Origin of the sequence: Pseudomonas fluorescens (assembly GCF_902497785.1) — a bacterium.
Lineage (GTDB): Bacteria > Pseudomonadota > Gammaproteobacteria > Pseudomonadales > Pseudomonadaceae > Aquipseudomonas > Aquipseudomonas fluorescens_BO.
In genome coordinates, this window is record NZ_CABVHK010000014.1 from 99,028 (window position 1) to 122,977 (window position 23,950).

24 protein-coding genes and 1 pseudogene are annotated in these 23,950 nt (G+C 59.1%); 12 read left to right on the forward strand and 13 right to left on the reverse strand.

What is annotated here, in order from left to right; all coding sequences use genetic code 11:
* Nucleotides 1–274 precede the first annotated feature (274 nt).
* Nucleotides 275–1,015, forward strand: a complete 741-nt coding sequence (gene ompR, locus F8N62_RS20925) for a two-component system response regulator OmpR (RefSeq protein ID WP_150712463.1) — start codon at nt 275–277, stop codon at nt 1,013–1,015.
* A 103-nt stretch (nt 1,016–1,118) separates the two neighbouring features.
* On the forward strand, nt 1,119–2,432 hold the full coding sequence (locus F8N62_RS20930) for an ATP-binding protein (protein ID WP_150712464.1): 1,314 nt from the start codon (nt 1,119–1,121) through the stop codon (nt 2,430–2,432).
* 127 nt (nt 2,433–2,559) lie between these two features.
* Here the strand turns inward: F8N62_RS20930 and rimK are convergent, their stop codons facing one another.
* From rimK to F8N62_RS20945, 3 genes are read right to left on the reverse strand one after another with little or no spacing between them, the layout of a single operon-like run.
* Complete coding sequence (gene rimK, locus F8N62_RS20935) at nt 2,560–3,465, reverse strand: 30S ribosomal protein S6--L-glutamate ligase (RefSeq protein ID WP_121731683.1); 906 nt, start codon at nt 3,463–3,465, stop codon at nt 2,560–2,562.
* Nucleotides 3,462–3,923 (reverse strand): ATP-dependent zinc protease, encoded by a 462-nt coding sequence (locus F8N62_RS20940; RefSeq protein ID WP_191632413.1) that lies wholly within the window; start codon nt 3,921–3,923, stop codon nt 3,462–3,464. The genes rimK and F8N62_RS20940 overlap by 4 nt, the downstream gene beginning before the upstream one ends.
* Before the next feature lie 34 nt (nt 3,924–3,957).
* Complete coding sequence (locus F8N62_RS20945; protein ID WP_150712554.1) at nt 3,958–4,737, reverse strand: EAL domain-containing protein; 780 nt, start codon at nt 4,735–4,737, stop codon at nt 3,958–3,960.
* Nucleotides 4,738–4,853: 116 nt separating this feature from the next.
* Here F8N62_RS20945 and F8N62_RS20950 point away from each other — a divergent pair, with 116 nt between their 5' ends.
* From F8N62_RS20950 to F8N62_RS20960, 3 genes are all read left to right on the forward strand, one after another.
* A complete protein-coding gene (locus tag F8N62_RS20950) occupies nt 4,854–5,261 on the forward strand; it encodes an RNA-binding S4 domain-containing protein (RefSeq protein WP_150712466.1) in 408 nt (135 codons plus the stop codon).
* A 254-nt stretch (nt 5,262–5,515) separates the two neighbouring features.
* Nucleotides 5,516–6,418, forward strand: a complete 903-nt coding sequence (hslO, locus tag F8N62_RS20955; protein WP_150712467.1) for an Hsp33 family molecular chaperone HslO — start codon at nt 5,516–5,518, stop codon at nt 6,416–6,418.
* 182 nt (nt 6,419–6,600) lie between these two features.
* Entirely contained in the window at nt 6,601–8,142 is a 1,542-nt protein-coding gene (locus F8N62_RS20960) for a phosphoenolpyruvate carboxykinase (RefSeq protein WP_150712468.1), read from the forward strand.
* Between the two features lie 60 nt (nt 8,143–8,202).
* Here F8N62_RS20960 and F8N62_RS20965 read toward each other — a convergent pair whose 3' ends face one another.
* From F8N62_RS20965 to F8N62_RS20985, 5 genes and pseudogenes are all read right to left on the reverse strand, one after another.
* A complete protein-coding gene (locus tag F8N62_RS20965) occupies nt 8,203–9,057 on the reverse strand; it encodes a DMT family transporter (RefSeq protein ID WP_150712555.1) in 855 nt (284 codons plus the stop codon).
* Between the two features lie 139 nt (nt 9,058–9,196).
* The gene (locus tag F8N62_RS20970) at nt 9,197–9,550 is read right to left on the reverse strand and encodes a DUF1493 family protein (protein ID WP_150712469.1); all 354 of its coding nucleotides are present in this window, start codon (nt 9,548–9,550) and stop codon (nt 9,197–9,199) included.
* 112 nt (nt 9,551–9,662) lie between these two features.
* Nucleotides 9,663–9,950 carry a helix-turn-helix domain-containing protein gene (locus F8N62_RS20975; protein WP_150712470.1) on the reverse strand — a complete coding sequence of 96 codons (288 nt, stop codon included), beginning with the start codon at nt 9,948–9,950 and terminating at the stop codon, nt 9,663–9,665.
* A gap of 143 nt (nt 9,951–10,093) precedes the next feature.
* A pseudogene (locus F8N62_RS20980) lies at nt 10,094–10,387 on the reverse strand (hypothetical protein); the annotation flags it as partial.
* Between the two features lie 262 nt (nt 10,388–10,649).
* Nucleotides 10,650–10,928, reverse strand: coding sequence for a hypothetical protein (locus F8N62_RS20985; protein WP_150712471.1), 279 nt, complete (start codon nt 10,926–10,928; stop codon nt 10,650–10,652).
* A 298-nt stretch (nt 10,929–11,226) separates the two neighbouring features.
* Here F8N62_RS20985 and F8N62_RS20990 point away from each other — a divergent pair, with 298 nt between their 5' ends.
* From F8N62_RS20990 to F8N62_RS21005, 4 genes are all read left to right on the forward strand, one after another.
* On the forward strand, nt 11,227–11,730 hold the full coding sequence (locus F8N62_RS20990; protein ID WP_150712472.1) for a polysaccharide deacetylase: 504 nt from the start codon (nt 11,227–11,229) through the stop codon (nt 11,728–11,730).
* 285 nt (nt 11,731–12,015) lie between these two features.
* Complete coding sequence (locus tag F8N62_RS20995) at nt 12,016–13,944, forward strand: ATP-dependent DNA helicase RecQ (RefSeq protein ID WP_150712473.1); 1,929 nt, start codon at nt 12,016–12,018, stop codon at nt 13,942–13,944.
* A gap of 211 nt (nt 13,945–14,155) precedes the next feature.
* A complete protein-coding gene (locus F8N62_RS21000; protein ID WP_150712474.1) occupies nt 14,156–15,382 on the forward strand; it encodes a 3-hydroxyacyl-CoA dehydrogenase in 1,227 nt (408 codons plus the stop codon).
* A gap of 157 nt (nt 15,383–15,539) precedes the next feature.
* On the forward strand, nt 15,540–15,959 hold the full coding sequence (locus tag F8N62_RS21005; RefSeq protein WP_150712475.1) for an acyl-CoA thioesterase: 420 nt from the start codon (nt 15,540–15,542) through the stop codon (nt 15,957–15,959).
* A gap of 67 nt (nt 15,960–16,026) precedes the next feature.
* Here F8N62_RS21005 and F8N62_RS21010 read toward each other — a convergent pair whose 3' ends face one another.
* The 4 genes from F8N62_RS21010 to F8N62_RS21025 form a co-directional block, all read right to left on the reverse strand.
* Nucleotides 16,027–16,512, reverse strand: a complete 486-nt coding sequence (locus F8N62_RS21010; RefSeq protein ID WP_150712476.1) for a glycine zipper domain-containing protein — start codon at nt 16,510–16,512, stop codon at nt 16,027–16,029.
* Between the two features lie 357 nt (nt 16,513–16,869).
* Nucleotides 16,870–19,218, reverse strand: coding sequence for an FdhF/YdeP family oxidoreductase (locus F8N62_RS21015; RefSeq protein ID WP_150712477.1), 2,349 nt, complete (start codon nt 19,216–19,218; stop codon nt 16,870–16,872).
* On the reverse strand, nt 19,215–20,054 hold the full coding sequence (gene fdhD, locus F8N62_RS21020) for a formate dehydrogenase accessory sulfurtransferase FdhD (RefSeq protein WP_150712478.1): 840 nt from the start codon (nt 20,052–20,054) through the stop codon (nt 19,215–19,217). Before fdhD ends, F8N62_RS21015 begins: the two co-directional genes overlap by 4 nt.
* Before the next feature lie 94 nt (nt 20,055–20,148).
* Nucleotides 20,149–21,036 carry a LysR family transcriptional regulator gene (locus F8N62_RS21025; protein ID WP_150712479.1) on the reverse strand — a complete coding sequence of 296 codons (888 nt, stop codon included), beginning with the start codon at nt 21,034–21,036 and terminating at the stop codon, nt 20,149–20,151.
* Nucleotides 21,037–21,174: 138 nt separating this feature from the next.
* Between F8N62_RS21025 and lysM the strand changes: the two genes are divergently transcribed.
* On the forward strand, nt 21,175–21,624 hold the full coding sequence (lysM, locus tag F8N62_RS21030) for a peptidoglycan-binding protein LysM (RefSeq protein ID WP_150712480.1): 450 nt from the start codon (nt 21,175–21,177) through the stop codon (nt 21,622–21,624).
* A 109-nt stretch (nt 21,625–21,733) separates the two neighbouring features.
* Here lysM and yrfG read toward each other — a convergent pair whose 3' ends face one another.
* Nucleotides 21,734–22,396, reverse strand: a complete 663-nt coding sequence (gene yrfG, locus F8N62_RS21035) for a GMP/IMP nucleotidase (protein WP_150712481.1) — start codon at nt 22,394–22,396, stop codon at nt 21,734–21,736.
* Nucleotides 22,397–22,485: 89 nt separating this feature from the next.
* Between yrfG and nudE the strand changes: the two genes are divergently transcribed.
* Both nudE and cysQ read left to right on the forward strand, forming a co-directional pair.
* A complete protein-coding gene (nudE, locus tag F8N62_RS21040) occupies nt 22,486–23,052 on the forward strand; it encodes an ADP compounds hydrolase NudE (protein WP_150712482.1) in 567 nt (188 codons plus the stop codon).
* Nucleotides 23,049–23,876 carry a 3'(2'),5'-bisphosphate nucleotidase CysQ gene (cysQ, locus tag F8N62_RS21045; protein WP_150712483.1) on the forward strand — a complete coding sequence of 276 codons (828 nt, stop codon included), beginning with the start codon at nt 23,049–23,051 and terminating at the stop codon, nt 23,874–23,876. Before nudE ends, cysQ begins: the two co-directional genes overlap by 4 nt.
* Nucleotides 23,877–23,950 lie beyond the last annotated feature (74 nt).

Consider the following 23,950-nt stretch of genomic DNA (forward strand, 5'->3'; position numbering starts at 1 on the left):
GCTACCTGGATCAACAGGCATCCCGTTGACCCGTGAAATCGAACAATTACTGCCGCGGCGTCGAAAATAAAAAGCCGCGACCAGGGATACGATCAGACGTTGCCTGACACAAAAGGCCGCGCATTATAACCAGCGTTGTGTCATTCGGGGGCATCGCAGGCTGTAGGCACAATGCCCGGAATCCTGGCGGTGAAGGAAAAATCTGCTAACAATGCACACGGTGCGTATAACGACAGCTACGCCATAATGCGCGCCGAGATCAAAGGAGCATCCAATGAGCAGCACTGCAAACATTGCTGAAGGCGAAAAAATTCTTATTGTTGACGACGACCCGGGGCTCAGCAGCCTGCTGGAACGCTTTTTCGTCAGCAAGGGCTACCGCGCTCGCGCCGTGCCGAACACTGAACAAATGGACCGCCTGCTGGCGCGTGAAGTGTTCAACCTGGTCGTCCTCGACCTGATGCTGCCCGGCGAAGACGGTTTGACCGCCTGCCGCCGTCTGCGTAGCGCGAACAATCAGATCCCGATCATCATGCTCACCGCCAAGGGCGACGAGCTGAGCCGCATCAAGGGCCTGGAACTGGGCGCCGATGATTACCTGGCCAAGCCGTTCAACCCGGACGAGCTGATGGCTCGCGTGAAGGCGGTCTTGCGTCGTCAGTTGGCGCCGGTGCCGGGCGCGCCGGGCAGCGAAGACGAAAGCGTGACGTTCGGCGACTACGAACTGTCGCTGGCGACTCGCGAACTGAAACGCGGTGACGAAGTTCACATGCTCACCACAGGCGAGTTCGCGGTGCTCAAGGCGTTGGTGATGAACGCGCGTCAACCGCTGACTCGCGACAAGCTGATGAACCTGGCCCGTGGTCGCGAATGGGATGCCCTGGAGCGTTCCATCGACGTACAAATCTCCCGTCTGCGCCGGATGATCGAACCTGATCCGTCCAAACCGCGTTATATCCAGACTGTCTGGGGCGTGGGCTATGTGTTCGTTCCGGATGGCGCCGCCACCAAGTGATCGGCGATTTGTAGGAGCGGGTCGCGCGGACGTAGTTGTCCGCAGACTCGCGATCCGCAATGTGCGAGCATCGCTCGCTCCTGCAAGTGTGTAGCGGTTATTCATGAAAACCCCCGTGTGGTTCCCCCAGAGTTTTTTCTCCCGCACCTTGTGGCTGGTGCTGATCGTCGTCCTGTTTTCCAAGGCGCTGACCCTGGTTTATCTGCTGATGAACGAAGACGTGCTGGTGGATCGCCAATACAGCCACGGCGTCGCCCTGACGCTGCGCGCCTATTGGGCCGCGGATGAAAATAATCGCGACAAGATTGCCGAAGCGGCGACCTTGATCCGGGTGGTAGGCACCGGTGTGCCCGAAGGCGAGCAACACTGGCCTTACAGCGAGATTTATCAGCGGCAGATGCAGGCCGAACTCGGAGCCGACACGGAAGTGCGCCTGCGCATGCATTCGCCACCGGCGTTGTGGGTCCGGGCACCAAGCCTGGGCGATGGCTGGCTGAAGGTGCCGCTGTACCCGCATCCGTTGCGCGGCCAGAAAATCTGGAACGTGTTGGGCTGGTTCCTCGCCATCGGCCTGTTGTCCACGGCCTCGGCGTGGATCTTTGTCAGTCAGCTCAACCAACCCTTGAAGCGTCTGGTCTACGCCGCACGGCAACTCGGCCAGGGTCGCAGCGTGCGCCTGCCGATCAGCGACACACCCAGCGAAATGACTGAGGTGTATCGCGCCTTCAACCAGATGGCTGAAGACGTCGAACAGGCCGGTCGCGAGCGCGAATTGATGCTGGCCGGGGTGTCCCATGACTTGCGTACACCTCTGACGCGATTACGCTTGTCCCTGGAATTGATGGGCGACCACAGCGACCTGACGGACGACATGGTGCGCGACATCGAGGATATGGACGCGATTCTCGACCAGTTCCTGGCGTTCATTCGCGATGGCCGCGACGAGTCGGTGGAAGAGGTTGACCTGACCGATCTGGTTCGCGAAGTCGCCGCGCCGTATAACCAGAATGAAGAGAAAGTGCGCCTGCGCCTGGAGCCTATTCAGCCGTTTCCGTTGCGACGGGTGTCAATGAAACGGTTGCTGAACAACCTGATCGGCAACGCGCTGCATCATGCTGGCAGCGGGGTTGAAGTGGCGGCCCATGTCTCCGGGGATGTGAATGCACCTTACGTGGTGTTGAGCGTCATGGACCGTGGGGCGGGGATTGATCCATCGGAGCTGGAAGCAATCTTCAATCCATTTACCCGGGGTGATCGTGCTCGCGGTGGCAAGGGAACCGGGTTGGGCCTGGCGATTGTGAAGCGGATTGCTTCGATGCATGGCGGCAATGTTGAGCTGCGCAACCGGGAGGGTGGCGGGCTCGAAGCACGGGTGCGGTTGCCGTTGGGGTTGATGCTGCCTCGGGATGCGGTTTAAAGACTGACATCCTCCGCAAGGCTGATGGCCCCTTCGCGAGCAGGCTCGCTCCCACATTGGAATGCGTTCACCTTGTGGGAGCGAGCCTGCTCGCGAAGGCGGCATCCCTGCCGCCGCCTGCATCAGATCAGCCCTTGCCTTTGGTCCGCGTCATATTCGGCCCACCATTCTTCTCCAGATGCTCAATGATGATCCCGGCCACATTCTTCCCGGTGGTGGTTTCAATGCCTTCCAGCCCCGGCGACGAATTCACTTCCATCACCAACGGCCCGTGATTGGAACGCAGGATATCCACACCGGCCACCGCCAAGCCCATCACCTTCGCCGCGCGCAATGCGGTCATGCGTTCCTCCGGCGTGATCTTGATCAGACTGGCGCTGCCACCCCGATGCAGGTTGGAGCGAAACTCCCCGGGTTTGGCCTGACGCTTCATCGCCGCAATCACCTTGTCGCCGACCACGAAGCAGCGGATGTCCGCACCGCCGGCTTCCTTGATGTACTCCTGAACCATAATGTTTTGCTTGAGGCCCATGAACGCCTCGATCACCGACTCCGCCGCCGTCGCGGTTTCACACAGCACCACACCGATGCCCTGGGTGCCTTCCAGCACCTTGATCACCAGCGGTGCGCCGTTGACCATGGCGATCAAGTCGGGAATGTCGTCCGGCGAATGCGCAAAGCCGGTGACCGGCAAGCCGATGCCGCGGCGCGAGAGCAATTGCAGCGAGCGCAGTTTGTCCCGCGAGCGGGCAATCGCCACCGATTCGTTGAGCGGGAACACGCCCATCATTTCAAACTGACGCAACACCGCGCAGCCATAGAACGTCACCGACGCACCGATCCGCGGGATCACCGCGTCGAAACCTTCCAGCGGCTTGCCGCGGTAGTGGATCTGCGGCTTGTGGCTGGCAATGTTCATGTAGGCGCGCAGGGTGTCGATCACCACCATTTCATGGCCACGCTCGGTTCCGGCTTCGACCAGACGACGAGTGGAATACAGACGCGGGTTCCGCGACAGCACAGCGATCTTCATGCAACACCTGTGGAAGAGGTAGATACCGGGAACACCGGCTTGTCTTGTACATATTTGATGCCTGGATTGACCACCAATTGGCCGTCGATCAGGGCTTTGGAACCGAGTAACAGGCGATAGCGCATGGACTTGCGGCAGGCGAGGGTGAACTCGACCGGCCAGACCCGATCACCGAGGGCCAGAGTGGTGCTGACCACGTAACGCTTCTGCGCATGGCCGTTGGAGCTTTTAATGGTCTTCATCGTTACCAGTGGCGCTTCGCAGCGTCGGTGCCGCAGTTGCACCACCGTTCCCAGGTGCGCCGTGAAGCGAACCCAGCGTTCACCGTCCCGCTCGAACGGTTCGATGTCGGTGGCGTGCAAGCTGGAGGTGCTGGCGCCGGTGTCGATCTTTGCCCGCAGGCCCGCGACTCCCAAACCAGGAAGCGCCACCCACTCGCGCAGACCGACAACGGTCAAATGGTCAAATGTCTTCAATAGGAAAAACCGGCGATTATCGCGTCCAGGCGTCAGGTGATACCTGAGCCAGCGCTTTGAATTCAGGCTTGGCGAACCAGTAACCCTGCATCAGAAAAATTCCACAGTCCGCCAGGAAATCCCGTTCTCCAGCGCTTTCAATGCCTTCGGCGATGACTGTAACGTCCAACTCCGCACAGATTGTGACAATCCCCCGAACGATAGCCTGACGAACACGGTCGCGGTCGACATCGCGGATCAGTGCCATGTCGAGTTTGATCAGATCCGGTTGGAAATCAGCCAGCAGATTGAGCCCCGAGTAGCCCGCGCCGAAATCATCGATGGCGGTCTTGAAGCCGAATTCGCGGTATTCACGCAGAATATTAGTCAAATGGCGATAGTTATCTACGTGCTCGCTTTCGAGGGTTTCAAAAATCAGTCGTTCAATAGGAAAGTTGTGTTTTTTTGCCGCCTCAAGGGTGCTGCGGATACATAGCTCAGGGCGGTAGACAGCGTTGGGCATGAAGTTGATGGATAAGTGTGTCTGCATGTTTAGTTTTGCCGCGCCTTCGATAGCGCGGGTCCGGCAAAGCTGGTCGAAGCGGTAGCGATTCTCGTCAGTGACCTGGTCGAGCACCGACAACGCGCCCTCTCCGGCCACACCGCGTACCAGCGCTTCATGGGCAAAAATCGACTGATTGCGCAGGTCGACGATCGGTTGGTACGCAAAAGAAAAATCGAAACCCAGCGGCTCGCTTTGCTGACAGCCCTTGCAGCCGGTCTGCGACGAGGTCAATGAAGACGGAAATATAGTCACTCGATCACTCCACGCCGGTGAGTCGGCCAGAATCACAGTCTATCTGGAGGGCCGCGTTCTTGCGCCCGACAGAAACGGTAGTACAGTTCCGACTATTGGCCGAAAGAGGAATTCATATGGCACAAAAACAGGAAGAGGACGACAAGGTCCGTCTCGATAAGTGGTTGTGGGCCGCGCGTTTTTATAAAACACGTGCTTTGGCCAAGGCGGCGATAGAAAGCGGCAAGGTGCATTGCCGGGGCGAACGCTGCAAACCGGGCAAGGAACCGCGGATCGGCGACGAGTTCCAGATTCGCATGGGGTTCGAAGAACGCACGGTGGTGGTACAGGCGCTTTCTATCGTGCGCCGTGGCGCGCCGGAAGCGCAGACGTTGTATGCCGAAACCGACGCCAGCATCGCCAAGCGCGAAGCGGCCGCGGCCATGCGCAAGGCCGGCGCGTTGGGCATGAGCACCGACGGCAAACCGAGCAAGAAGCAGCGGCGGGACTTGTTCAAGTTTCGTGGCAGCAGTAACGACGAGTAGGGCAAGAGATCGCAGCCTTCGGCAGCTCCTACAGAGGCACGCGCACCCCGTAGGAGCTGCCGAAGGCTGCGATCTTTTATGATGACTGCGTCAGCGAACCGGAATGTTGCCCACCACACTCATCCCTTGCTTGGAACAAACCCCGATTGTTCATAAAATGCCCACCATGGCTGAACGGGGCACACCAAAAGGGTGCCGCAGGGGCGTAATTTTCGTTTTTATTATTTTGTCATTTACTTCAGATACCCAGACCTATGACCGAGCTACCGGATACCGACTACACCCAACGCTTCATCTTTGATGACAGCGACACCCGCGGCGAGCTGGTTTCGTTGGAGCGCAGCTACGCCGAAGTCCTCGCCAAGCACACTTATCCCGAGCCGGTCGCGCAGTTGCTCGGTGAGCTGATGGCAGCGGCGTCGTTGCTGGTCGGCACGTTGAAGTTCGATGGTTTGCTGATTCTTCAGGCGCGATCCGAAGGCCCGATCCCGTTGCTGATGATCGAATGCTCGAGCGAACGTGAAATCCGCGGGCTGGCCCGGTACGAGGCCGACCAGATTGCTCCCGACGCAACCCTTGCCGATCTGATGCCGAACGGAGTGTTGGCGCTGACGGTCGATCCGACCGTTGGCCAGCGTTATCAAGGCATTGTCGACCTCGACGGCGAAACCCTGTCGGAGTGCTTCACCAACTATTTCGTCATGTCGCAACAAGTCGGCACGCGGTTCTGGCTGTACGCCGATGGCCGTCGTTCTCGCGGCCTGTTGCTGCAGCAGTTGCCGGCCGACCGTCTGAAAGACGAGGAAGAACGCGCCGCCAGCTGGCAGCACATCACTGCGCTGGGCAGCACCCTGACCGCCGATGAATTGCTCAGCCTGGACAACGAAACCGTGTTGCATCGCCTCTACCACGAAGAGCAGGTCCGGCTGTTCGATGTGCAGAAGCTACGCTTCCGTTGCAGTTGCTCGCGCGAACGTTCTGCCAATGCGCTGGTCAGTTTGGGTCTGGAAGATGCGCAGGACCTGGTCGTCGAACATGGCGGCAACATCGAGATCGACTGTCAGTTCTGCAATGAACGTTACCTGTTCGACGCTGCCGATATCGCCCAATTATTCGCCGGAGCGGGCGTCGACACACCGTCAGATACCCGGCACTAAAACGGTTCAGCGCAGGTAAATTCACTGGATAGTGCCGGAATAACGCCGTTACGACGGGAGGGCCCTACTTTTTTTGGGCGTTTCTGGCATAATCCGGCCCACTTTTTGTCGCGGTAGTAGTGCACGACTTTCTACTACAAAACGTTTGGAGCACACTCGGCCACTGGCCGACGGGGAATCTCATGACGCAAGCCAATAACGCCGTGTACACCGATCTGAGTGTTGATGATCTGGTAAAAGAAGCTCTGAATCGCGGTGAAGGCGAGCTTGCCGATACCGGCGCGCTGGTTGTTCGCACCGGTCACCGTACCGGTCGCTCGCCAGTCGATCGCTTCATCGTTGAAGAGCCGTCCACGCAGGCGGCTATTGCCTGGGGCCCGATCAACCGCAAGTTCCCGGCCGACAAGTTCGATGCCCTGTGGGACCGCGTCGAGGCGTTCAACAACGCGCAAGAGCATTTCGTTTCCCACGTGCATGTAGGTGCGTCGGAAGATCACTACCTGGCTGTCAAGATGACCACCCAGACGGCCTGGCAGAATCTGTTCGGTCGTTGCCTGTTCATCAACCCGGCGCAGTACAACCCGGCTGGCCGTGACGAGTGGCAGGTGCTCAACGTTGCCAACTTCGAATGTGTTCCAGAGCGTGACGGCACCAACTCCGATGGCTGCGTGATCCTCAACTTCGCACAGAAGAAAGTGCTGATCGCCGGCATGCGTTACGCCGGTGAAATGAAAAAAGCCATGTTCTCGGTGCAGAACTTCCTGCTGCCGGCTGCCGATGTGCTGCCAATGCACTGCGCTGCCAACATCGGCGAAGAGGGCGATGTGACCCTGTTCTTCGGTCTGTCCGGCACCGGCAAGACCACCCTGTCCGCCGACGAAAGCCGTTACCTGATCGGTGACGACGAACACGGCTGGGGCGAAGGCGTTGTTTTCAACATCGAAGGCGGTTGCTATGCCAAGTGCATCGACCTGTCCGAGAAGAACGAGCCGGTCATCTGGAAAGCCATCAAGCACGGCGCAGTCCTGGAAAACGTTGTCATCGACGACGCCAAGCACGCCGACTACGCCGATGTCAGCCTGACCCAGAACAGCCGCGCCGCCTACCCGCTGGAGCACGTTGCCAAGCGTTCCGAGAAAAATCTCGGTGGCGAGCCAAACGCGGTGATCTTCCTGACCTGCGACCTGACCGGCGTGCTGCCGCCAGTGTCGATCCTCAGCGAAGAACAAGCGGCCTACCACTTCCTGTCCGGCTACACCGCACTGGTGGGCTCGACCGAAATGGGTTCCGGCAGCGGCATCAAGTCGACCTTCTCCACCTGCTTCGGCGCACCGTTCTTCCCGCGCCCGGCCGGTGAATACGCAGAACTGCTGATCAAGCGCATCCGCGGCTTCGGCTCCAAGGTCTACCTGGTCAACACCGGCTGGACCGGCGGCGGCTACGGCGTCGGCAAACGCTTCAACATCCCGACCACTCGCGGCGTCATCGCAGCGATCCAGAGCGGCGCGCTGATCGGTGCTGAAACTGAACACCTCGGCACCATCAACCTCGACGTGCCACTGGCCGTACCGGGCGTTGACACCGGCCTGTTGAACCCACGTAACACCTGGGCTGACAAGGCTGCTTACGATGAAGCGGCTAAAGCACTGGCTGGGTTGTTTGTTGAGAACTTCAAGAAGTTCGAAGTGAGCGACGCGATCAAGGCTGCTGGGCCGAAGTTGTAAGTTTGGTTTGATGTGATGAAAAAGCCGCCCTTCGGGGCGGCTTTTTTGTGTGCGACGGGTTCAGGTTTTCAGGTGCAGGACGAACGCTGCGACCAACACCAGAACCACGCCCAACACCTGTATCTTCGCCAGTCTTTCCTTGAGTAATACATAGCCCAGAATCGCCGCGATTCCGCCCGACAGGGTGCTGATCACCGTCACAACAGAGACCGACCCGGCCACCGCGCCCCAGGCGAATGAAGAGAACCCGCCCAGGTTCATCAGGCTCGCTCCCGTCAACGTCATGCAGTTTTTCAACGGCGGAATTTTAAGTCCGTCCTCGATCCTCAGAACGATGACCACCAGCACGATCAGCCCGATGAGATACGCGAGCCATAGCATCGTCACCGGTCCGAGGGCCGGAAGCACGAACTGCCCTTGTAGCCAGAAACTGGTGCCGTAGAAAACCGCGGCCAGTAGCGCGTAGGTAATCGAGCTGCCGGCTTGTGTGGTGTGGGGCAATTCCGAGTCTTTGTGGATGCTGGAAAGGATTACCCCGATCACGCACAGCCCTATGCACAGCAGCTGGATCAAGCTGATCTGTTCACCGCCGGCCCAGGACAGCAACGTCGTCACCACCCCATAAGAGGTCACCACGGGTGCGACGATGGACGCTTTGCCAAGGGCGAACGCCTTGGACAGCGCGAGCGCACCAGACACAGTCAGCACGGCGGCGACCACGCCGATCAACCAGACACTGGGTGGTGCCGACATCGATTTGAGGATGAACGCGGGGAAGGCGACCAGCAACAGGCTCATGATGCTGAACCCTAGCGCCTGGCCAAAATACACGGCGCGTTTGACGCCTACGGCGCGGGCATTCAAACCCACCAGAAAATCTGTGCCGCCCCAGAGCAGGGCGGCGAGTAAACCCATCAGTACGTCCACGCTATGTCCTTATAGGTGTTTGCTGCGCACGTTAGAGACCTTCACAGCGTCTGCGTGTTATTTGAACTGCCATTATTCCAACTAAATTCGCAGTAAATAGCCAGAATAATGCCACTTATAAAATCTGCTATAGGCTTTCAAGCGTTTGGGTATCCCAGCGTTGCGACTTCACCGCTTGGTATAGCATGCCGATGGTGAGTAGGATTTTGTCGCCACGCCCCTTTGCCCTTCGCTTGAGAAGCGCATCAAACCCTTCCGGCTGAAAGTAGCGATAGGCATCGTAGTCCCCGAAGTCGACCCCGAACTGTTCTTCCAGTGCTTCCACCAGGTGCCGCGCTTCAGCGCCGTCGCAGCCCCAATCGAAGTTGATCGAGGTAGTGAGGCTGATGGTTTTGCGTTCGGGCAGGCCGAGCTCCTCGTGCAGCAACTGCATAAGCAGCTGCATGGTGTGGTCGTCGGGGAAATTGGGGGCGAGGTTCATGGTGCATCGTCAGTAAGGGCTTGCCGATGGGGCGTTCTGGGCCCGATTTTGCGGCAGGTCTAGAGCGAAAACCATCGGCAATGGACGACGAAGGTAGAATCGAACGGCATGTTCAACCGGCTAACGCATTCAACACATGGACAGGATCATTATGAATGGCTTTCAGCAGGGCTTTGGCTGGCCCTGTCGGTTCGCGACGTCCTTGCTCCCAGTTGCGCAGAGTGCCGAGTTGGACGTCGATCAACGCTGCGAACTTAGCCTGAGTCAAGCCGGTGGCTTTACGGATTTCTTTGACTTGCAACGCATCAACATGAAATTCGCGGGAAGGTCGACGCTCGCCCCGTACGATCTCGTCCATCTGTTGCACGCTTTCCATCAGCTCATCAAAAAACCTGCTCATGGTTATCTCCAGTGTTCGATGACGGCTTTTAACGCTTTGCGTTCTTCGGCGGTCAGGTCTTGTTGTTCATTTTTAGGGTAGATCATCAACAAGGCGATCTGCGATGCCGAGACGAAATGGTAGTAGATCACCCGCGCTCCGCAGGCGCGGGCTTTCCAGCCCATCATGCGTTGTTGGGCAACTGTGAGCAGGTCGCAGACGTCTTGGGCCAAGAGGTAGAGCGCGTGGGTGATGTGGGGGATGTCTTCGAGATCGCCTTGCTCGAAGGATTGGCAGTGCAGGGTTCGGAGCAGTTCGCTGGAGGCTCGGACACGCTGGAGGGCGGCTTCGAGGATGTCTTGCGGGTTGGCTTCTGTGTCGATGATCAGGGCTGGGGTATCGGTCAGGTTGGTTTTGAGTGGGCGGTAGCGGCTTGGAAACGGATTTAATGTGGTCACTGAAGAACACCTCTGCTTAACGGGAAAGTGAGTCCTCTCTATTCGGGTGACCAAGCCCGGTCGCTGATTGGCAGCGACAGCCCGACTATAGATATGAATCACCGGTTAGCGATAGGCAACGAAGAGTCTTCTGTTGTAGGACCGGGATGAAGCTTGGGAAGGGCGTTGCCTACGGATTTATCTCCAGTCGAAATGCGGTAGTCAGGTTCACCGCGTTATCGTTCTTCGCGAGCAGGCTCGCTCCCACAAGGGGTTGTGGTGTTCATTCGCTTGTAGGGATTTTCGGCAGGCGTTGTCGGGCGATTTCGAGGAGTTCTTGGCCGTCCTGGGTCAGCAGGTAAAGGGCGCTGATGAGGTTTGGGATGTCGCTCGCGTCTGCTTGTTTGAAACATAGGCAATACAAGGTTTCGAGCAGGTCGCTGGCGGCGCGGATGCGTTGGCGGGCGGCGTCGAGGATTTCGTGGGGGTCGGCCTCAGTGTCGATGACCAGAACCGGGGTGTCGCTGTAGCTGCTTTTAAGTGGGCGATAGCGGTCTTGCATCTGAGTCAGTCCTTTTGAAAGTCGGGCAGGCCGACGTACTGTCCCAGCCGCGGCGAAAACTATGAAGGCAGTGACGTTCTGCGGCAAGACGGCCGAAACCGACAGTTTTCGTAGGGGTTTTTACTGGGTTTTGGGGAATGGCCCTACGTGTTTACCGGGGTTTTTCACACCTAAACCCCTATAGGTGAAATTTCCCACTGGTTTCTCAGACGCGCCGTAGCAAACCTCTGTATGGTGCGCGCCAGAATCTGTAGGGCGTTTCGAAAATGCCTGGGTAAGCACTTAAAGGGAATTAGGCATGCACTGGCTACGTTTGGCCTCGGTTTTGTTGTTATGGATGGGCGCTTGTCGTTTGACTGGCGCGGCTGACGCGGGTAACTCGATGGTGCGGGCCAGCCTGGACCGCACCGGTTGGCCGAACGCTCTTACGACTCAGGCGAACATGGACACCGCTGCTCGCGCCGAGGTGCTGATGTTCGGCAAGGCGCTGCTGGCCAGCGAAATGCTTGACGAGCAGGGGCTGAAACAGCGTCTGGGCGTGCAGGTGGTCACGCTTAAGTCTGTGCGACAGGTGCGTGACGGCTTGTGGGATCGGTTGCTGACCACCTACCGCAATGCCAGCCAGAACTGCGACGGCGAACCATTCTGCCCGCGTGTACGAAGCGTTGTTGATTTGCGTCAGTTGGCGGCGGCGTTCACCGGTGAAATCAGCCCGGCTCATGCGGAGTGGGCGAGCAAGAGCCGGGTGTTTCATGAGCTGGCGCTGAATGAGCAGCTGCGGGTGGCGGTGTTGGTGCCCTGAGTGATTTCAAGATTATTGTGGTGATTGGGCTGGCGTCATCGCGAGCAAGCTCGCTCCCACAGGGTTTTTAGGTCGTACACAGATTCTGAGTTCCTGAAACTTGAAAGTGGGAGCGAGCTTGCTCGCGATAGCAATCTGAAAAGCCGCTCATTCCTCAAGCCCTGCAAACTACCCCCCGCCATCCGCTGTATCATCCCGTATCGTTTTTGCCCCCGACCTTTTCTCGACTCGCTGCGATCACCGGCTAGGCTTTGGGCTTCGCAGCGGTCAACGGAGTGACAGCTTATGCACCACACCCTGGAACAGGTTTTTGGTTATCCACAGTTTCGGCCCGGCCAGGAGGCGGCGATCAGCGCGGTGCTGGCTGGACGCTCGGCAGCGGCGATTTTTCCCACGGGTTCGGGCAAATCCCTGTGTTACCAGTTGTCGGCGGTGTTGCTGCCGCACCTGACGCTGGTGGTCTCGCCATTGCTGGCGTTGATGCAGGATCAATTGGCGTTTCTACAACGACACGGCATTGCGGCGGGCAGTATCGATTCGGCGCAGAGTCGCGATGACGCAAATGAGGTGATGGCCCGCGCCAGGTCCGGCGAATTGAAGATTTTGATGGTTTCGGTTGAGCGTCTGAAGAACGAGCGTTTCCGCAATTTCTTGCAGCAGGTGCCCATCTCATTGCTGGTGGTCGACGAGGCACATTGCATCTCGGAGTGGGGCCACAACTTCCGCCCCGACTACCTGAAACTCCCCGACTATCAGCGTCAGTTCAACATTCCTCAGGCACTACTGCTGACCGCCACCGCGACGCCGAAAGTGATCGCCGACATGGAGGCGAAGTTCGCCATCGCTGCCGAAGACGTGATCACCACCGGTTTCTACCGGCCGAATCTCAATTTGCTGGTGGAACCGGTGCGCGGGCAGGATAAACGCCGACGTCTTGTCGAATGGATGAAACAGCGTCCGGACCAACCGGCCATCGTTTACGTCACCCTGCAAAAAACCGCCGAACACATTGCCGAGCACCTGGAGCGCAATGGCATCCAGGCCGAGGCTTATCACGCCGGCTTGCCACACGAAAAACGCGAAGGCATCCAGAAGCGGTTCATGGGCGGGCAGTCCAATTGCATCGTCGCCACCATTGCCTTCGGCATGGGCATCGACAAGAGCGACATTCGCAACGTGGTGCATTTCGACCTGCCCAAATCCATCGAAAACTACAGCCAGGAAATCGGCCGCGCAGGGCGTGACGGGCTACCGTCGGACTGCCTGGTGTTGGCTAACCGCGACAGCCTCAATGTACTGGAGAACTTCGTCTACGGCGACACACCGGAGCTGGAAGGCATCCTCTACGTGCTCGACGAATTGCGCGCCGCCGCGCCCGAGGGCCAGTGGGAACTTCTGTTAGGGCCGCTGACGGACCAGAGCAACATCCGCCAATTGCCGCTCAAGACTTTGCTGGTGCAGTTGGAGCTGCGCGGGATCATCGCGCCGCGTTACGCCTATTACGCTGAGTACCGCTTCAAGTATTTGCAGGAACCGGAAGATTTGCTGGCCCGATTCGAGGGCGAGCGTAAAGATTTTGTTGCCGCGATCATTCGGACCTCCCCGCGAGCGCGGACCTGGGCCACGGTGAATTTCGACGCGCTGTACGAACAGCATCAAGCCGAGCGCAATCGGGTGGTCAAGGCGCTGGATTATTTCCAGGAGAAAGGCTGGATCGAACTGGAAAGCAAGCAAATGACCGAGGTCTACAGCCTGCTGAAGACGGACTTCGACAGTCAGGCGCTGAGTGCCGAACTGCACGATTGTTTCGCCCGCCACGAACGCACCGAGGTCGCGCGAATTCACGCCATGCTGGATTTGTTCGCCACCGACCATTGCCTCGGACAGCGCCTTGCCGCGTATTTCGGCGATGAAAACGCGCCGCAGCAGTGCGGGCATTGTTCGGTGTGTCACGGGAATGTGGCGCGCCTCCCCGAGCCACCGGAGTTGCCAGCGCTTGTGGATAAGAATTTTGCAGCGCTGTGCGCTGATTTTATCCACAAGCATCAACTGCACACGGGCGGTGTTCCCTCCGCTGAGCGGGTGACCCAGTTTTTGTGCGGGATCAGCGTGCCGCTGTTTACCAAGCTCAAGGCCCGATCGATTCCGGGGTTTGCGGCGCTGGAGGAGTATCCGTATGGCGAAGTCCGAGCCTGGTCCCAGTTACACCTCTAACCCGTAGGAGCTGCCGAAGGCTGCGATCTTTTGATCTGCGCCGCCGAAGATCAAAAGATCGCAGCCTTCGGCAGCTCCTACGTTGGTTTGTCGGGGGGGGGTCCGGCGCATCCATGCGCTGAATGTCCCCCATCACAGGAATAAATTTCAAAAATGCGCGGTGGCTGATTATGGTGGGGGTTGTCTTTGGATCGCCAACAAGAGAACAACTATGAGCCAGACACCGTTCAACATTCAGCGCGCTGCCGTGATCGGCGCGGGCACCATGGGTCGTGGCATTGTCATGTGCCTGGCCAATGCCGGGGTGCCGGTGCAGTGGGTCGATAACAATCCGCAGATGCTTGCGCAGGCGCTGGCCTCGGTGGCTGAGACATACGCGCACAATGTGCGTCAGGGCCGGATTGATCAGGATGAAGCTGATGCGCGCATAGCACGGGTCACGGCGGCTGCGGATTACGCGGCGATTCACGCTGTCGATCTTGTGATTGAAGCGGTTTACGAAAACCTGGAACTGAAGCAGAAAATTTTCCGCGAGCTGGATGACCTGCTCAAGCCCGAAGCCATTCTGGCCAGCAACACCTCGGCGCTGGATATCGACGCAATTGCCGCCGTCACGCGCCGCCCGCAGCAAGTCCTGGGCCTGCATTTTTTCAGCCCGGCGCACATCATGAAACTGCTGGAAATCGTTCGCGGCGCACAGACTGCGCCGGCGGTGCTCGATGCAGCACTGGCATTGGGCAAGCGCATGGGCAAAGTCAGTGTGGTGTCGGGTAACTGCCACGGTTTTATCGGCAATCGCATGCTGCATCCATATGTGCTCGAAGCCCGCAAGATGCTGCTCGAAGGTGCTTATCCACATCAGGTCGATGCGGCGTTGCAAGGTTTTGGTTTCGCCATGGGGCCTTTTCGCATGTACGACGTCGTCGGCATCGATCTGGAGTGGCGCGCCCGGGATCTGGCGGGCAAAGGGCAGGATGCTCCGGAAGTACAGGTTGATAACCGCCTGTGCGAGCTGGGTCGTTTTGGGCAGAAGAGCGGCAACGGTTATTACCACTACGAAGCGGGCAGTCGTCAGGCTGAGCACGATGCGGATGTTGATGCGCTGGTTTTGCAGGTCAGCGAAGGGCTGGGCTTCCAGCGTCGCGATATCGGGGCTGAGGAGATTCTGGAGCGTTGCTTGCTGGCACTGGTCAACGAAGGCGCGAAAATCCTCCAGGAAGGCATTGCCGAATCGGCGCACGACATCGATCTGGTGTACCTCAATGGCTATGGCTTTCCGGCGGACAAGGGCGGGCCGATGGCCTGGGCGGACCAGCAAGGGTTGGCGGATATTCATCAGCGGTTGTTGGCGCTGGAAACCAGGCAGGGTGATCACTGGCAACCTGCTCGGTTGATAGGCGAGTTGGCTGCGGTGGGCAAGGGGTTTACTGACAGGTGAATTATGTGCGTCTGTGATGACGCCTTCGCGAGCAGGCTCGCTCCCACAAGGGATCTCGGGCTCTGTGAAGATCAACTGTGGGAGCGAGCCTGCTCGCGAAGAACGATAACGCGGTTTAAACCTTAGACTGGTCATCCAACTTCAGGAATCGACGCTGATGCCTCAACGCACCGACTACCCACACTTCCAGCCCATCACTACGCGCTGGCACGACAACGACGCCTACGGTCACGTCAATAACGTCACCTATTACAGCTTCTTCGACACGGCAGTGAACACCTACCTGATCGAAGTCGGCGGTCTGGATATCCATGAGGGTGACGTGGTGGGGTTTGTGGTGAGTTCGGCGTGCGATTACTTTGCTTCCATCGCTTTCCCGGACCGCATTGAAATCGGCCTGCGCGTGGGCAAGCTCGGCAACAGCTCGGTGCAGTACGAACTGGCGGTATTCAAGGCCGGTGAAGATGATGCCTGCGCGGCGGGGCGTTTCGTGCATGTGTTTGTGGATCGTGCCTCTAATCAGCCGGTGTCGATTCCTGCCGGTTTACGGGGGGCGTTGGAGCGTCTGGTGGTTTGACCGGCAAAAAAAATCGCAGCCTTTTGGCTGCGATTTTCTATCTATCGGTAACGAGGCGATTCAAGCCTCAGTCGCGGTAGCGATGTTTGTATTTGTGTTTGTGTTTGCGGTGGCCGTAATGGTGGCCACGGTCATGGTGACCATCCCGGTAATGACGGCGGTCGCCACGACCACGATCATTGTCGTCGTCATCGCTCTTGTTACCCATATAGTTACCCAGCGCACCACCGGCGCCGCCGCCTGCTGCGGAGCCGATCAGGCTGCCGGTGGTGCCGCCCATGCTGCGGCCGACCACGTTACCGCCTGCTGCGCCCAACGCACCGCCAATGGCTGCTTCGCCACGGCTGCGTTTGTCTGCGCCGACTGCGCTACCACCGGCGCCGCCCAGGGCTGCACCAATGGTTGAACCTGTGTTGCCGCCTAACGATTGACCGACGACCGAGCCCAAAACCCCGCCCAATGCGCCGCCCACACCTGCTTCGGTGGTGCCTCCGGCAGAAGCGAAGCCACTGACCAGGCCAAGGGACAACAAGAGAATCGAGGAGAACTTCATAGAGGAACCTCAAGGGGATGACGGCGCGATCCTGAGGCTGTGTCGTGCCGGTGACAATCGAAATCCGACGAGTAACACGACTTGTACACAATTCTATAAGTTACTGTTTTTTGGGCGGAACTTAACTGTTTTTCGCCGGTCTTTAGCTACTTCGGACAGGCCGTTTTTGTGAAAAAACGGCCTTTTTTGTGGGCGATTGGAAAGTTTGAATCCTGCCGGGATTGATGGCGCCTGACCCGACCTCTTCGCGGGCAAGCCCGCTCCCACAGGGTTTTCTGTCGATCACAGATGACGTGTTCAAAACACGAATCCTGTGGGAGCGGGCTTGCCCGCGATGAGGCCAGAGCAGGCAAAGATTTAAGCCGACTTAGCCATGATGAGCCCTGAGTCACTCGCCGCTTCCAGCCGGATAGCCACAAACTTTGACGTTGGCGTATGGCTGCCATCCCCGGTGCTTTCCAGCGGCACCAACGGATTCACTTCCGGATAGTAAGCCGCCGCTTGCCCCGCAGGGATATCAAACGCCAACAGCGTGAAGCCCTTCACCCGACGCTCGCGGCCGTCGTCCCAGATTGAAACGATATCCGCCTTCTGCCCCGGTTTGAACCCCAGTCGAATGATGTCCGCCTCGTTCACGAACAACACATCGCGCTGCCCCTTTACCCCGCGATAACGGTCATCCAGCCCGTAAATGGTGGTGTTGTACTGATCGTGGGAGCGCATCGATTGCATGATCAGGTCCGGCAACACGCCGGTGGCGCGTGTGCGCTCATGCACCAAATCTTTCGGCAAGATATTCGCACGGAAATTGGCGCGCCCCGACGGTGTGTTCCAGCGGCGAGCGCCGGCGCTGTTGCCGAGGTAGAAACCACCCGGGTTCTTGATCTTCTCGTTGAAGTCCTTGAACCCCGGGATGGTGTCGGCGATCAGGTCGCGGATGCGCGCGTAATCCGCCACCAGCCAATGCCAGTCCACCGGTTTGCTGCCCAGGGTCGCGGCGGCGATGCCGGCAATAATCGCAGGCTCCGAGCGCATCTGGTTCGACAGCGGCTGCAACTGGCCGTTGGAGGCGTGGACCATGCTGAACGAATCTTCCACGGTCACCGCTTGCGCGCCCTCGGTCTGGAGGTCGATGTCGGTACGGCCCAGGCACGGCAGGATCAGCGCGTCCTTACCGTGGGCCAAATGGCTGCGGTTGAGCTTGGTGCTGATCTGCACGGTCAGGTCGCAGTTGCTCAGCGCCTGGAAGGTGCGCGAACTGTCCGGCGTCGCTTGGGCGAAGTTGCCACCGAGGCCGATGAAGACTTTTGCACGGCCGTCGGCCATGGCATGAATCGCCTCGACCACGTTGTGGCCGTTTTCGCGTGGCACCTTGAACTGGAAGCGCCGCTCCAGGGAATCGAGGAACGCCACCGGTGGACGCTCGTTGATGCCCATCGTGCGGTCGCCCTGCACGTTGCTGTGACCCCGCACCGGGCACAGACCGGCGCCCGGCCGGCCGATGTTGCCGCGCAGCAGCATCAGGTTGGCGATTTCCTGGATGGTCGGCACCGAGTGGCGATGCTGGGTGATGCCCATCGCCCAGCACATGATCACGTTCTTGCCTTTGGCGTACATGCGCGCCGCTTGCTCGATTTCCAGCAGGGTCAGGCCGGACTGCTCGACGATCTGTTCCCACGGGGTGTCATCGACGGCGCCGAGGTATTCCAGGACGTTGACGCTGTGCTCATTGAGGAAATCGTGATCGAACACGGCGGGCTCACCGGACTTCTGCGCATCGCGCTCCCATTGCAGCAGGAATTTTGCCATGCCGCGCAGTACCGCCATGTCGCCGCCCAAGGCAGGGCGGAAGTACGCGGTGTTGGTCGGTTTGTCGCCGTTGGTGAGCATTTCGATCGGGTGTTGCGGATGCTGGAAGCGTTCGAGGCCGCGCTCTTTCAACGGGTTGACGCACACCACCTGAGCGCCGCGTTTCACCGCTTCACGCAGCGGTTCGAGCATCCGTGGGTGATTGGTGCCCGGGTTCTGGCCCCAGACGAATATCGCATCGGCGTGTTCGAAGTCGCCGAAGGTCACGGTGCCTTTACCGACGCCAACGCTCTGCGCCAACGCGACACCGCTGGCCTCGTGGCACATGTTCGAACAGTCGGGGAAATTGTTGGTGCCATAGGCGCGCACGAACAATTGATAGAGGAAAGCCGCCTCGTTGCTGGCACGCCCCGAAGTGTAGAACTCAGCCTGATCCGGGCTCGACAAACCGCGAAGATGCCGGGCGATCAGAGCGAAGGCGTCATCCCAGCTGATAGGTTGGTAGCGATCGGTTTCGGCGTTATAGCTCATCGGCTCGGTCAGACGGCCCTGGTATTCCAGCCAGTAGTCGCTCTGTTCCAGCAACGAGGTGACGCTGTGTTTGGCGAAGAATGCCGGGTTGACAGCCCGTTTGGTCGCTTCCCAGTTCACCGCTTTGGCGCCGTTCTCGCAGAACATCACCATGCCCTTTTCCGGCGAATCGCCCCACGCACAACCGGGGCAGTCGAAGCCGCCGTTCTGGTTGGTCTTGAGCATGATGCGCAGGTTTTTCAGCGCATTGTCGCTGGTCAACCAGGCCTGGGCGACGCTGATCAGGGCGCCCCAGCCACCGGCCGGGCCTTTGTAAGGCTTGTAGCGGGGGACGGGTTTCTGGTCGGCTTGACGGTGTTGACTCACGCTTGATTCTCCAACGCTGGGCTATAGACCCGCGGCGCATTCTTCTGAGGCAGATGGATAAGGTTCAGGTTGTGACGGCGGGCCCATTGCACGGCAAGGCCCGTGGGGGATGAAAGGCTGACGAGGGTCTGGATGCCCGCGCGCAGCACTTTCTGGATCAATTCGAGGCTGCATCGGCTGGTAACGATGGCCAGGCCGCCGGAGGTCGGGATTTTTTGCCGGATCAGCCCGCCGATCAGCTTGTCGAGCGCGTTGTGCCGGCCAATGTCTTCACGGCCCAGCAACAACTCACCCTGACCATTCATGAACACCGCCGCATGCACCGCGCCGCTATGCTGGCCCAGTGGCTGGAAAGCGCTGATGCGGTGGCGTAAACCGTCGAGCCATTCGGCGGGTGGCAACGGCGCACCGGGCAACACTTTGAGGTCCGGCAACGCCTGCTCGACCGCTTCCACGCCACAGAGCCCGCAACCGCTGGTGCCGGCCAGTTGCCGACGCTGCTGTTTGAGGTTCCAGAAGGCGCGGTTGGCGATGGTCACTTGCGCGTACTGCGCCGACCCGGACCCGCTGAGTTGCAGGTCATAAATCTCGGAGGCGTCTTCGATGATGCCGCTCCCGAGGCTGAACCCGACGATGAAGTCTTCCAGGTCCGTCGGCGTTATCAGCATGACAGCCTGACTGATGCCGTTATAGGCAATCGCCAGCGCGACTTCCTCGGCCAGCGCGGTGCTGTCCGATTCGGAGTACTGGAGGTTGCTGTAGCTGTACGTCTGGCTGGCGGTGGGCGCGGGCGTTTCGAGGGCTGGCGCCGCGCTGACAGGGCGCTTGGCGTTCATGAGGCATCACCGACGGTTTGGTCAGCTTTAAGCCTATGCGCGTCAAGTTGTCGCGTCTAATCGCTAATACTGATCTGCCGATAGATGGCGTCGATCAAGACTTTGCCGTTGATTGTTGATAGATCGCGAAACAGGCTTCCGCCAGCGCCGATCGAGGCGCGCTGCGACGCATGATCAGCCCCAGTCGACCGAGGGTCTGGGCGTTTTCGATTGGTTGCAGACGCAAATGGTCGGTGAGGTTTTCGAGTCCGCCGTCCAGTGGCATCACGGCGCAACACAAACCGCCGTGCACCGCCTGTAACAATTGATGCACGGCATCGGTCTGCAACAGCGGCTGGGGCGTGAGGCCGCGGCTGTGGAAGTTATGGTCGATGGACTGGCGGAAATGCATGCCGCTGGTGAGCATGCCCAATGGCAGTTCAATCAACGACTCCCAGCTCAGCGGCGCCTCACTGAACGTGAAGAAGCGCTGATCGTAAAGCAGGCCCATCAGCGTTTCGCTGAAGGCCAGGGAATCGAAGCGTTCGGCGTCCAGCCGCTCCAGGTACGACACGCCAAGGTCCAGGCGATTGTTTGCCAGCTGTTCGAGAATCTGCTCGGAGCTCAGCGCCGAGAGTTCGAAACGCAAGTTTGGGTGTTCACGGTGCAGGCGTTGCATCAGCGGCACTGGATCGAAGCTCGACAATGGCACCACGCCCAGCCGCAACGTGCCGACCAGGTTACCGCGACAGGCAGCGGCTTCAGCCTGCAAACCGTCATAGGCCGCCAGCACCGTGCGGGCCCAGGCCAACACTCGCTCGCCGGGCGCGGTGAAACTCTCGAAACGCTGCCCCCGGTTGACCAACGGCAACTCGAGTTCTTCCTCAAGGCTGCGCAGGCGCATGGACAGGGTCGGTTGCGTGATGTGACAGCGCGCGGCGGCCTGGCCGAAGTGCCGGGTTTCGTCGAGGGCGATGAGGAATTTCAGCTGCTTGATGTCCATCTTCGCTCCAGGGCGCGGTCAGGTCAGGATTCTAGCGCCTGGGAGTCAGCGGCGTCATTGGTCGGGTGGGAACCGTGTGTTGCAACCTTGGTCTAGGCTTTCGTGTCTGGACAACCTTTATTCCATGGAGAGCACACGATGAGCCTTTTCAGTTTTCTCAAAGAAGCCGGTGAAAAAATCCTTGATGCGCTGACGCCGGACAAGGCCGAAGCTAACAGCGAGGCGCTGACCAAGCATGTGAAGGATGCGCTGACGGGCATCGATACTTCGAAGATTCAGGTGAAGGTCGAGGGCGATAAAGTCATCGCCAGTGGCGAGGCCGCGACCCAGGAAGAGAAAGAAAAGATCCTGCTCTCGCTGGGGAACGTGGCTGGCGTGAGTGGTGTTGAAGACCAGATCACCGTAACGGGCCCCGTGGTCGTGGCGGCGAAATTCGTCGTTGTCGAAAAAGGCGACACTCTCAGTGCGATCTCATTGCGCGTGTATGGCGATGCCAACAAGTATCAAAAGATCTTCGAGGCCAACAAGCCGATGCTCAAGGATGTGAACAAGATTTATCCGGGGCAGTCGTTGCGGATTCCCGAATAATGTGAGGCCGTAGGAGCTGCCGCAGGCTGCGATCTTTTGATCTGATGGCTTTGGACCTACCGAAGATCAAGATCAAAAGATCGCAGCCTGCGGCAGCTCCTACAGGGGATCAAAGCCCTGCAATGAGCTCGCGATAATCGACCACCGCCGCAAATTCAGCAGTGTCCTTCGGCCCCTTGCGGCTGTCCGGCTCGCGCACGGCCAGTAGATGCACCACGCCAAAATCCCGCGCACTGCGCAATATTGGCAACGTGTCATCGATAAACAGGCTGCGTGCCGGATCGAAACCGATATCCGCCTGCAATGCTTGCCAGAACTGCGGATTCTCCTTGGGGAAACCGTAATCGTGGGAGCTGATCAACCGTTCGAAGTAAGGCGCCAGTTCAATTCTTTCCAGCTTCAATGACAGTGAATCACGGTGCGCATTGGTGATCATCACCACACGTTTGCCAGCCTGTTTGATCGCCTCCAGAAACGTGTCCGCATCCGGGCGCAACGCGATCAGGTGCGCGGTTTCCAGTTTCAATTCACGCACCGGCAACTTCAATTCGGCGCTCCAGAAATCCAGGCAATACCACTGCAACTGACCCGCGTTGCGCTCAAACAGCGGCTGCAGTTCCATTTCGGCCATGGCCCGGCTCACCCCGTGCAACTCGGCATAACGCTGGGGCAAATGTTCCAGCCAGAAATGGTTGTCGAAGTGCAGGTCCAGCAGCGTGCCGTCCATGTCCAGCAGAACAGTGTCGATGTCGCGCCATGGCAGCAGTGACATAAAAAACTTCTCCAGCGGTAAAAAAATATCCGGGGTCAACAATGAGGATAGGCCGGGTATAGTAACGCGTTCACGTCCAGGAGCTCTTCATGCGCCAGAAACCCACCATACTCGCCCGCGAAATCGTCGCCACCAGCCGTTTGTTCTGCGTCGAAGAGCTGAAATTGCGCTTTTCCAATGGCGTAGAGCGCACCTATGAGCGCCTGGTGGGCAAGGGCGCCGGGTATGGCGCGGTGATGATCGTGGCGATGCTCGATTCGGATCACGCGGTGCTGGTTGAGGAATATTGCGGCGGCACCGATGAGTACGAAATGTCACTGCCCAAAGGCTTGATCGAGCCGGGCGAAGACGTGCTGGCTGCGGCGGAGCGCGAGCTCAAGGAAGAAGCCGGGTATGGCGCGCGACAGTTGGAGCATTTGACCGAGTTGTCGCTGTCGCCCGGTTACATGAGTCAGAAAATCCAGGTGGTACTGGCCACCGATCTCTATGAAGAACGTCTTGAAGGTGACGAGCCTGAGCCGATGGGCGTGGACAAGGTCAATTTGCGAGAGTTGTCGGCGCTGGCGCAGAACCCGAGGTTCACCGAAGGCCGCGCCTTGGCGGCGTTGTACCTGGCCCGTGACTTATTGACTCAGCGCGGGGTGTTCCTGCCATGAATTTCCCTAATCCGTTGATGGCGCCGGTGATCGAGCTGGCGTTGAAGGCTGGCGACGCGATCCTGCCGTTTTGGCGTACCGGCACGGCGGTGACCGCTAAGGCGGATGACTCCCCGGTGACCGCCGCTGATCTGGCGGCTCATCATTTGATCCTGGCCGGGCTGACCGCACTGGACCCGAGTATTCCGGTGTTGTCCGAAGAAGACGCCAACATTCCTCAGAGCGTGCGCGCCGGGTGGCAGCGCTGGTGGCTGGTCGATCCTCTGGACGGCACCAAGGAGTTCATCGCCGGCAGCGAAGAATTTACCGTCAATATTGCTTTGATCGAGCAGGGCCGCGTGGTGTTTGGCGTGGTGTCGATGCCGACCAACGGACGCTACTACGTCGGGGGTGCCGGGCTGGGCGCATGGCGAGGCGATAAAGGTGACGAGCCGCTGCCGATCCATGTTCGCGAACTGCCGCCAGCCGGTGAGGCTTTCACCGTGGTCGCCAGCCGCCGACATTCGAGCCCCGAGCAGGAGCGCTTGCTGGCCGGGTTGAGTGACAGCCTCGGTGAGCTGCAACTGGCCAATATTGGTAGTTCGCTGAAATTTTGTCTGCTGGCGGAAGGCGCGGCGGATTGTTATCCGCGACTCGCACCGACTTCGCAATGGGACACGGCGGCGGCGCAGGGTGTTCTGGAAGGCGCGGGTGGCGAGGTTGTCGAGTTGAGTGGTGTGCCGTTCAGCTATCCGGCGCGGGAATCTTTGCGCAACGAGTTTTTTCTGGCATTGCCGGCTAAAGCAGCTTGGCGCCAAAAATTGTTGGCGTTGGCTCGGGCCTGAAAGTCAACGGATCGCAGCCTCGTTGCACTCGACAGCTCCTACCCGTAGGAGCTGTCGAGTGCAACGAGGCTGCG

Coding starts and splice junctions, on each gene's coding strand:
- ompR (WP_150712463.1), top strand. CDS start 275: ATGAGCAGCACTGCAAACATTGCTGAAGGCGAAAAAATTCTTATTGTT.
- F8N62_RS20930 (WP_150712464.1), top strand. CDS start 1,119: ATGAAAACCCCCGTGTGGTTCCCCCAGAGTTTTTTCTCCCGCACCTTG.
- rimK (WP_121731683.1), bottom strand. CDS start 3,465: ATGAAGATCGCTGTGCTGTCGCGGAACCCGCGTCTGTATTCCACTCGT.
- F8N62_RS20950 (WP_150712466.1), top strand. CDS start 4,854: ATGGCACAAAAACAGGAAGAGGACGACAAGGTCCGTCTCGATAAGTGG.
- hslO (WP_150712467.1), top strand. CDS start 5,516: ATGACCGAGCTACCGGATACCGACTACACCCAACGCTTCATCTTTGAT.
- F8N62_RS20960 (WP_150712468.1), top strand. CDS start 6,601: ATGACGCAAGCCAATAACGCCGTGTACACCGATCTGAGTGTTGATGAT.
- F8N62_RS20965 (WP_150712555.1), bottom strand. CDS start 9,057: ATGGGTTTACTCGCCGCCCTGCTCTGGGGCGGCACAGATTTTCTGGTG.
- F8N62_RS20970 (WP_150712469.1), bottom strand. CDS start 9,550: ATGAACCTCGCCCCCAATTTCCCCGACGACCACACCATGCAGCTGCTT.
- F8N62_RS20975 (WP_150712470.1), bottom strand. CDS start 9,950: ATGAGCAGGTTTTTTGATGAGCTGATGGAAAGCGTGCAACAGATGGAC.
- F8N62_RS20985 (WP_150712471.1), bottom strand. CDS start 10,928: ATGCAAGACCGCTATCGCCCACTTAAAAGCAGCTACAGCGACACCCCG.
- F8N62_RS20990 (WP_150712472.1), top strand. CDS start 11,227: ATGCACTGGCTACGTTTGGCCTCGGTTTTGTTGTTATGGATGGGCGCT.
- F8N62_RS20995 (WP_150712473.1), top strand. CDS start 12,016: ATGCACCACACCCTGGAACAGGTTTTTGGTTATCCACAGTTTCGGCCC.
- F8N62_RS21000 (WP_150712474.1), top strand. CDS start 14,156: ATGAGCCAGACACCGTTCAACATTCAGCGCGCTGCCGTGATCGGCGCG.
- F8N62_RS21005 (WP_150712475.1), top strand. CDS start 15,540: ATGCCTCAACGCACCGACTACCCACACTTCCAGCCCATCACTACGCGC.
- F8N62_RS21010 (WP_150712476.1), bottom strand. CDS start 16,512: ATGAAGTTCTCCTCGATTCTCTTGTTGTCCCTTGGCCTGGTCAGTGGC.
- fdhD (WP_150712478.1), bottom strand. CDS start 20,054: ATGAACGCCAAGCGCCCTGTCAGCGCGGCGCCAGCCCTCGAAACGCCC.
- F8N62_RS21025 (WP_150712479.1), bottom strand. CDS start 21,036: ATGGACATCAAGCAGCTGAAATTCCTCATCGCCCTCGACGAAACCCGG.
- lysM (WP_150712480.1), top strand. CDS start 21,175: ATGAGCCTTTTCAGTTTTCTCAAAGAAGCCGGTGAAAAAATCCTTGAT.
- yrfG (WP_150712481.1), bottom strand. CDS start 22,396: ATGTCACTGCTGCCATGGCGCGACATCGACACTGTTCTGCTGGACATG.
- nudE (WP_150712482.1), top strand. CDS start 22,486: ATGCGCCAGAAACCCACCATACTCGCCCGCGAAATCGTCGCCACCAGC.
- cysQ (WP_150712483.1), top strand. CDS start 23,049: ATGAATTTCCCTAATCCGTTGATGGCGCCGGTGATCGAGCTGGCGTTG.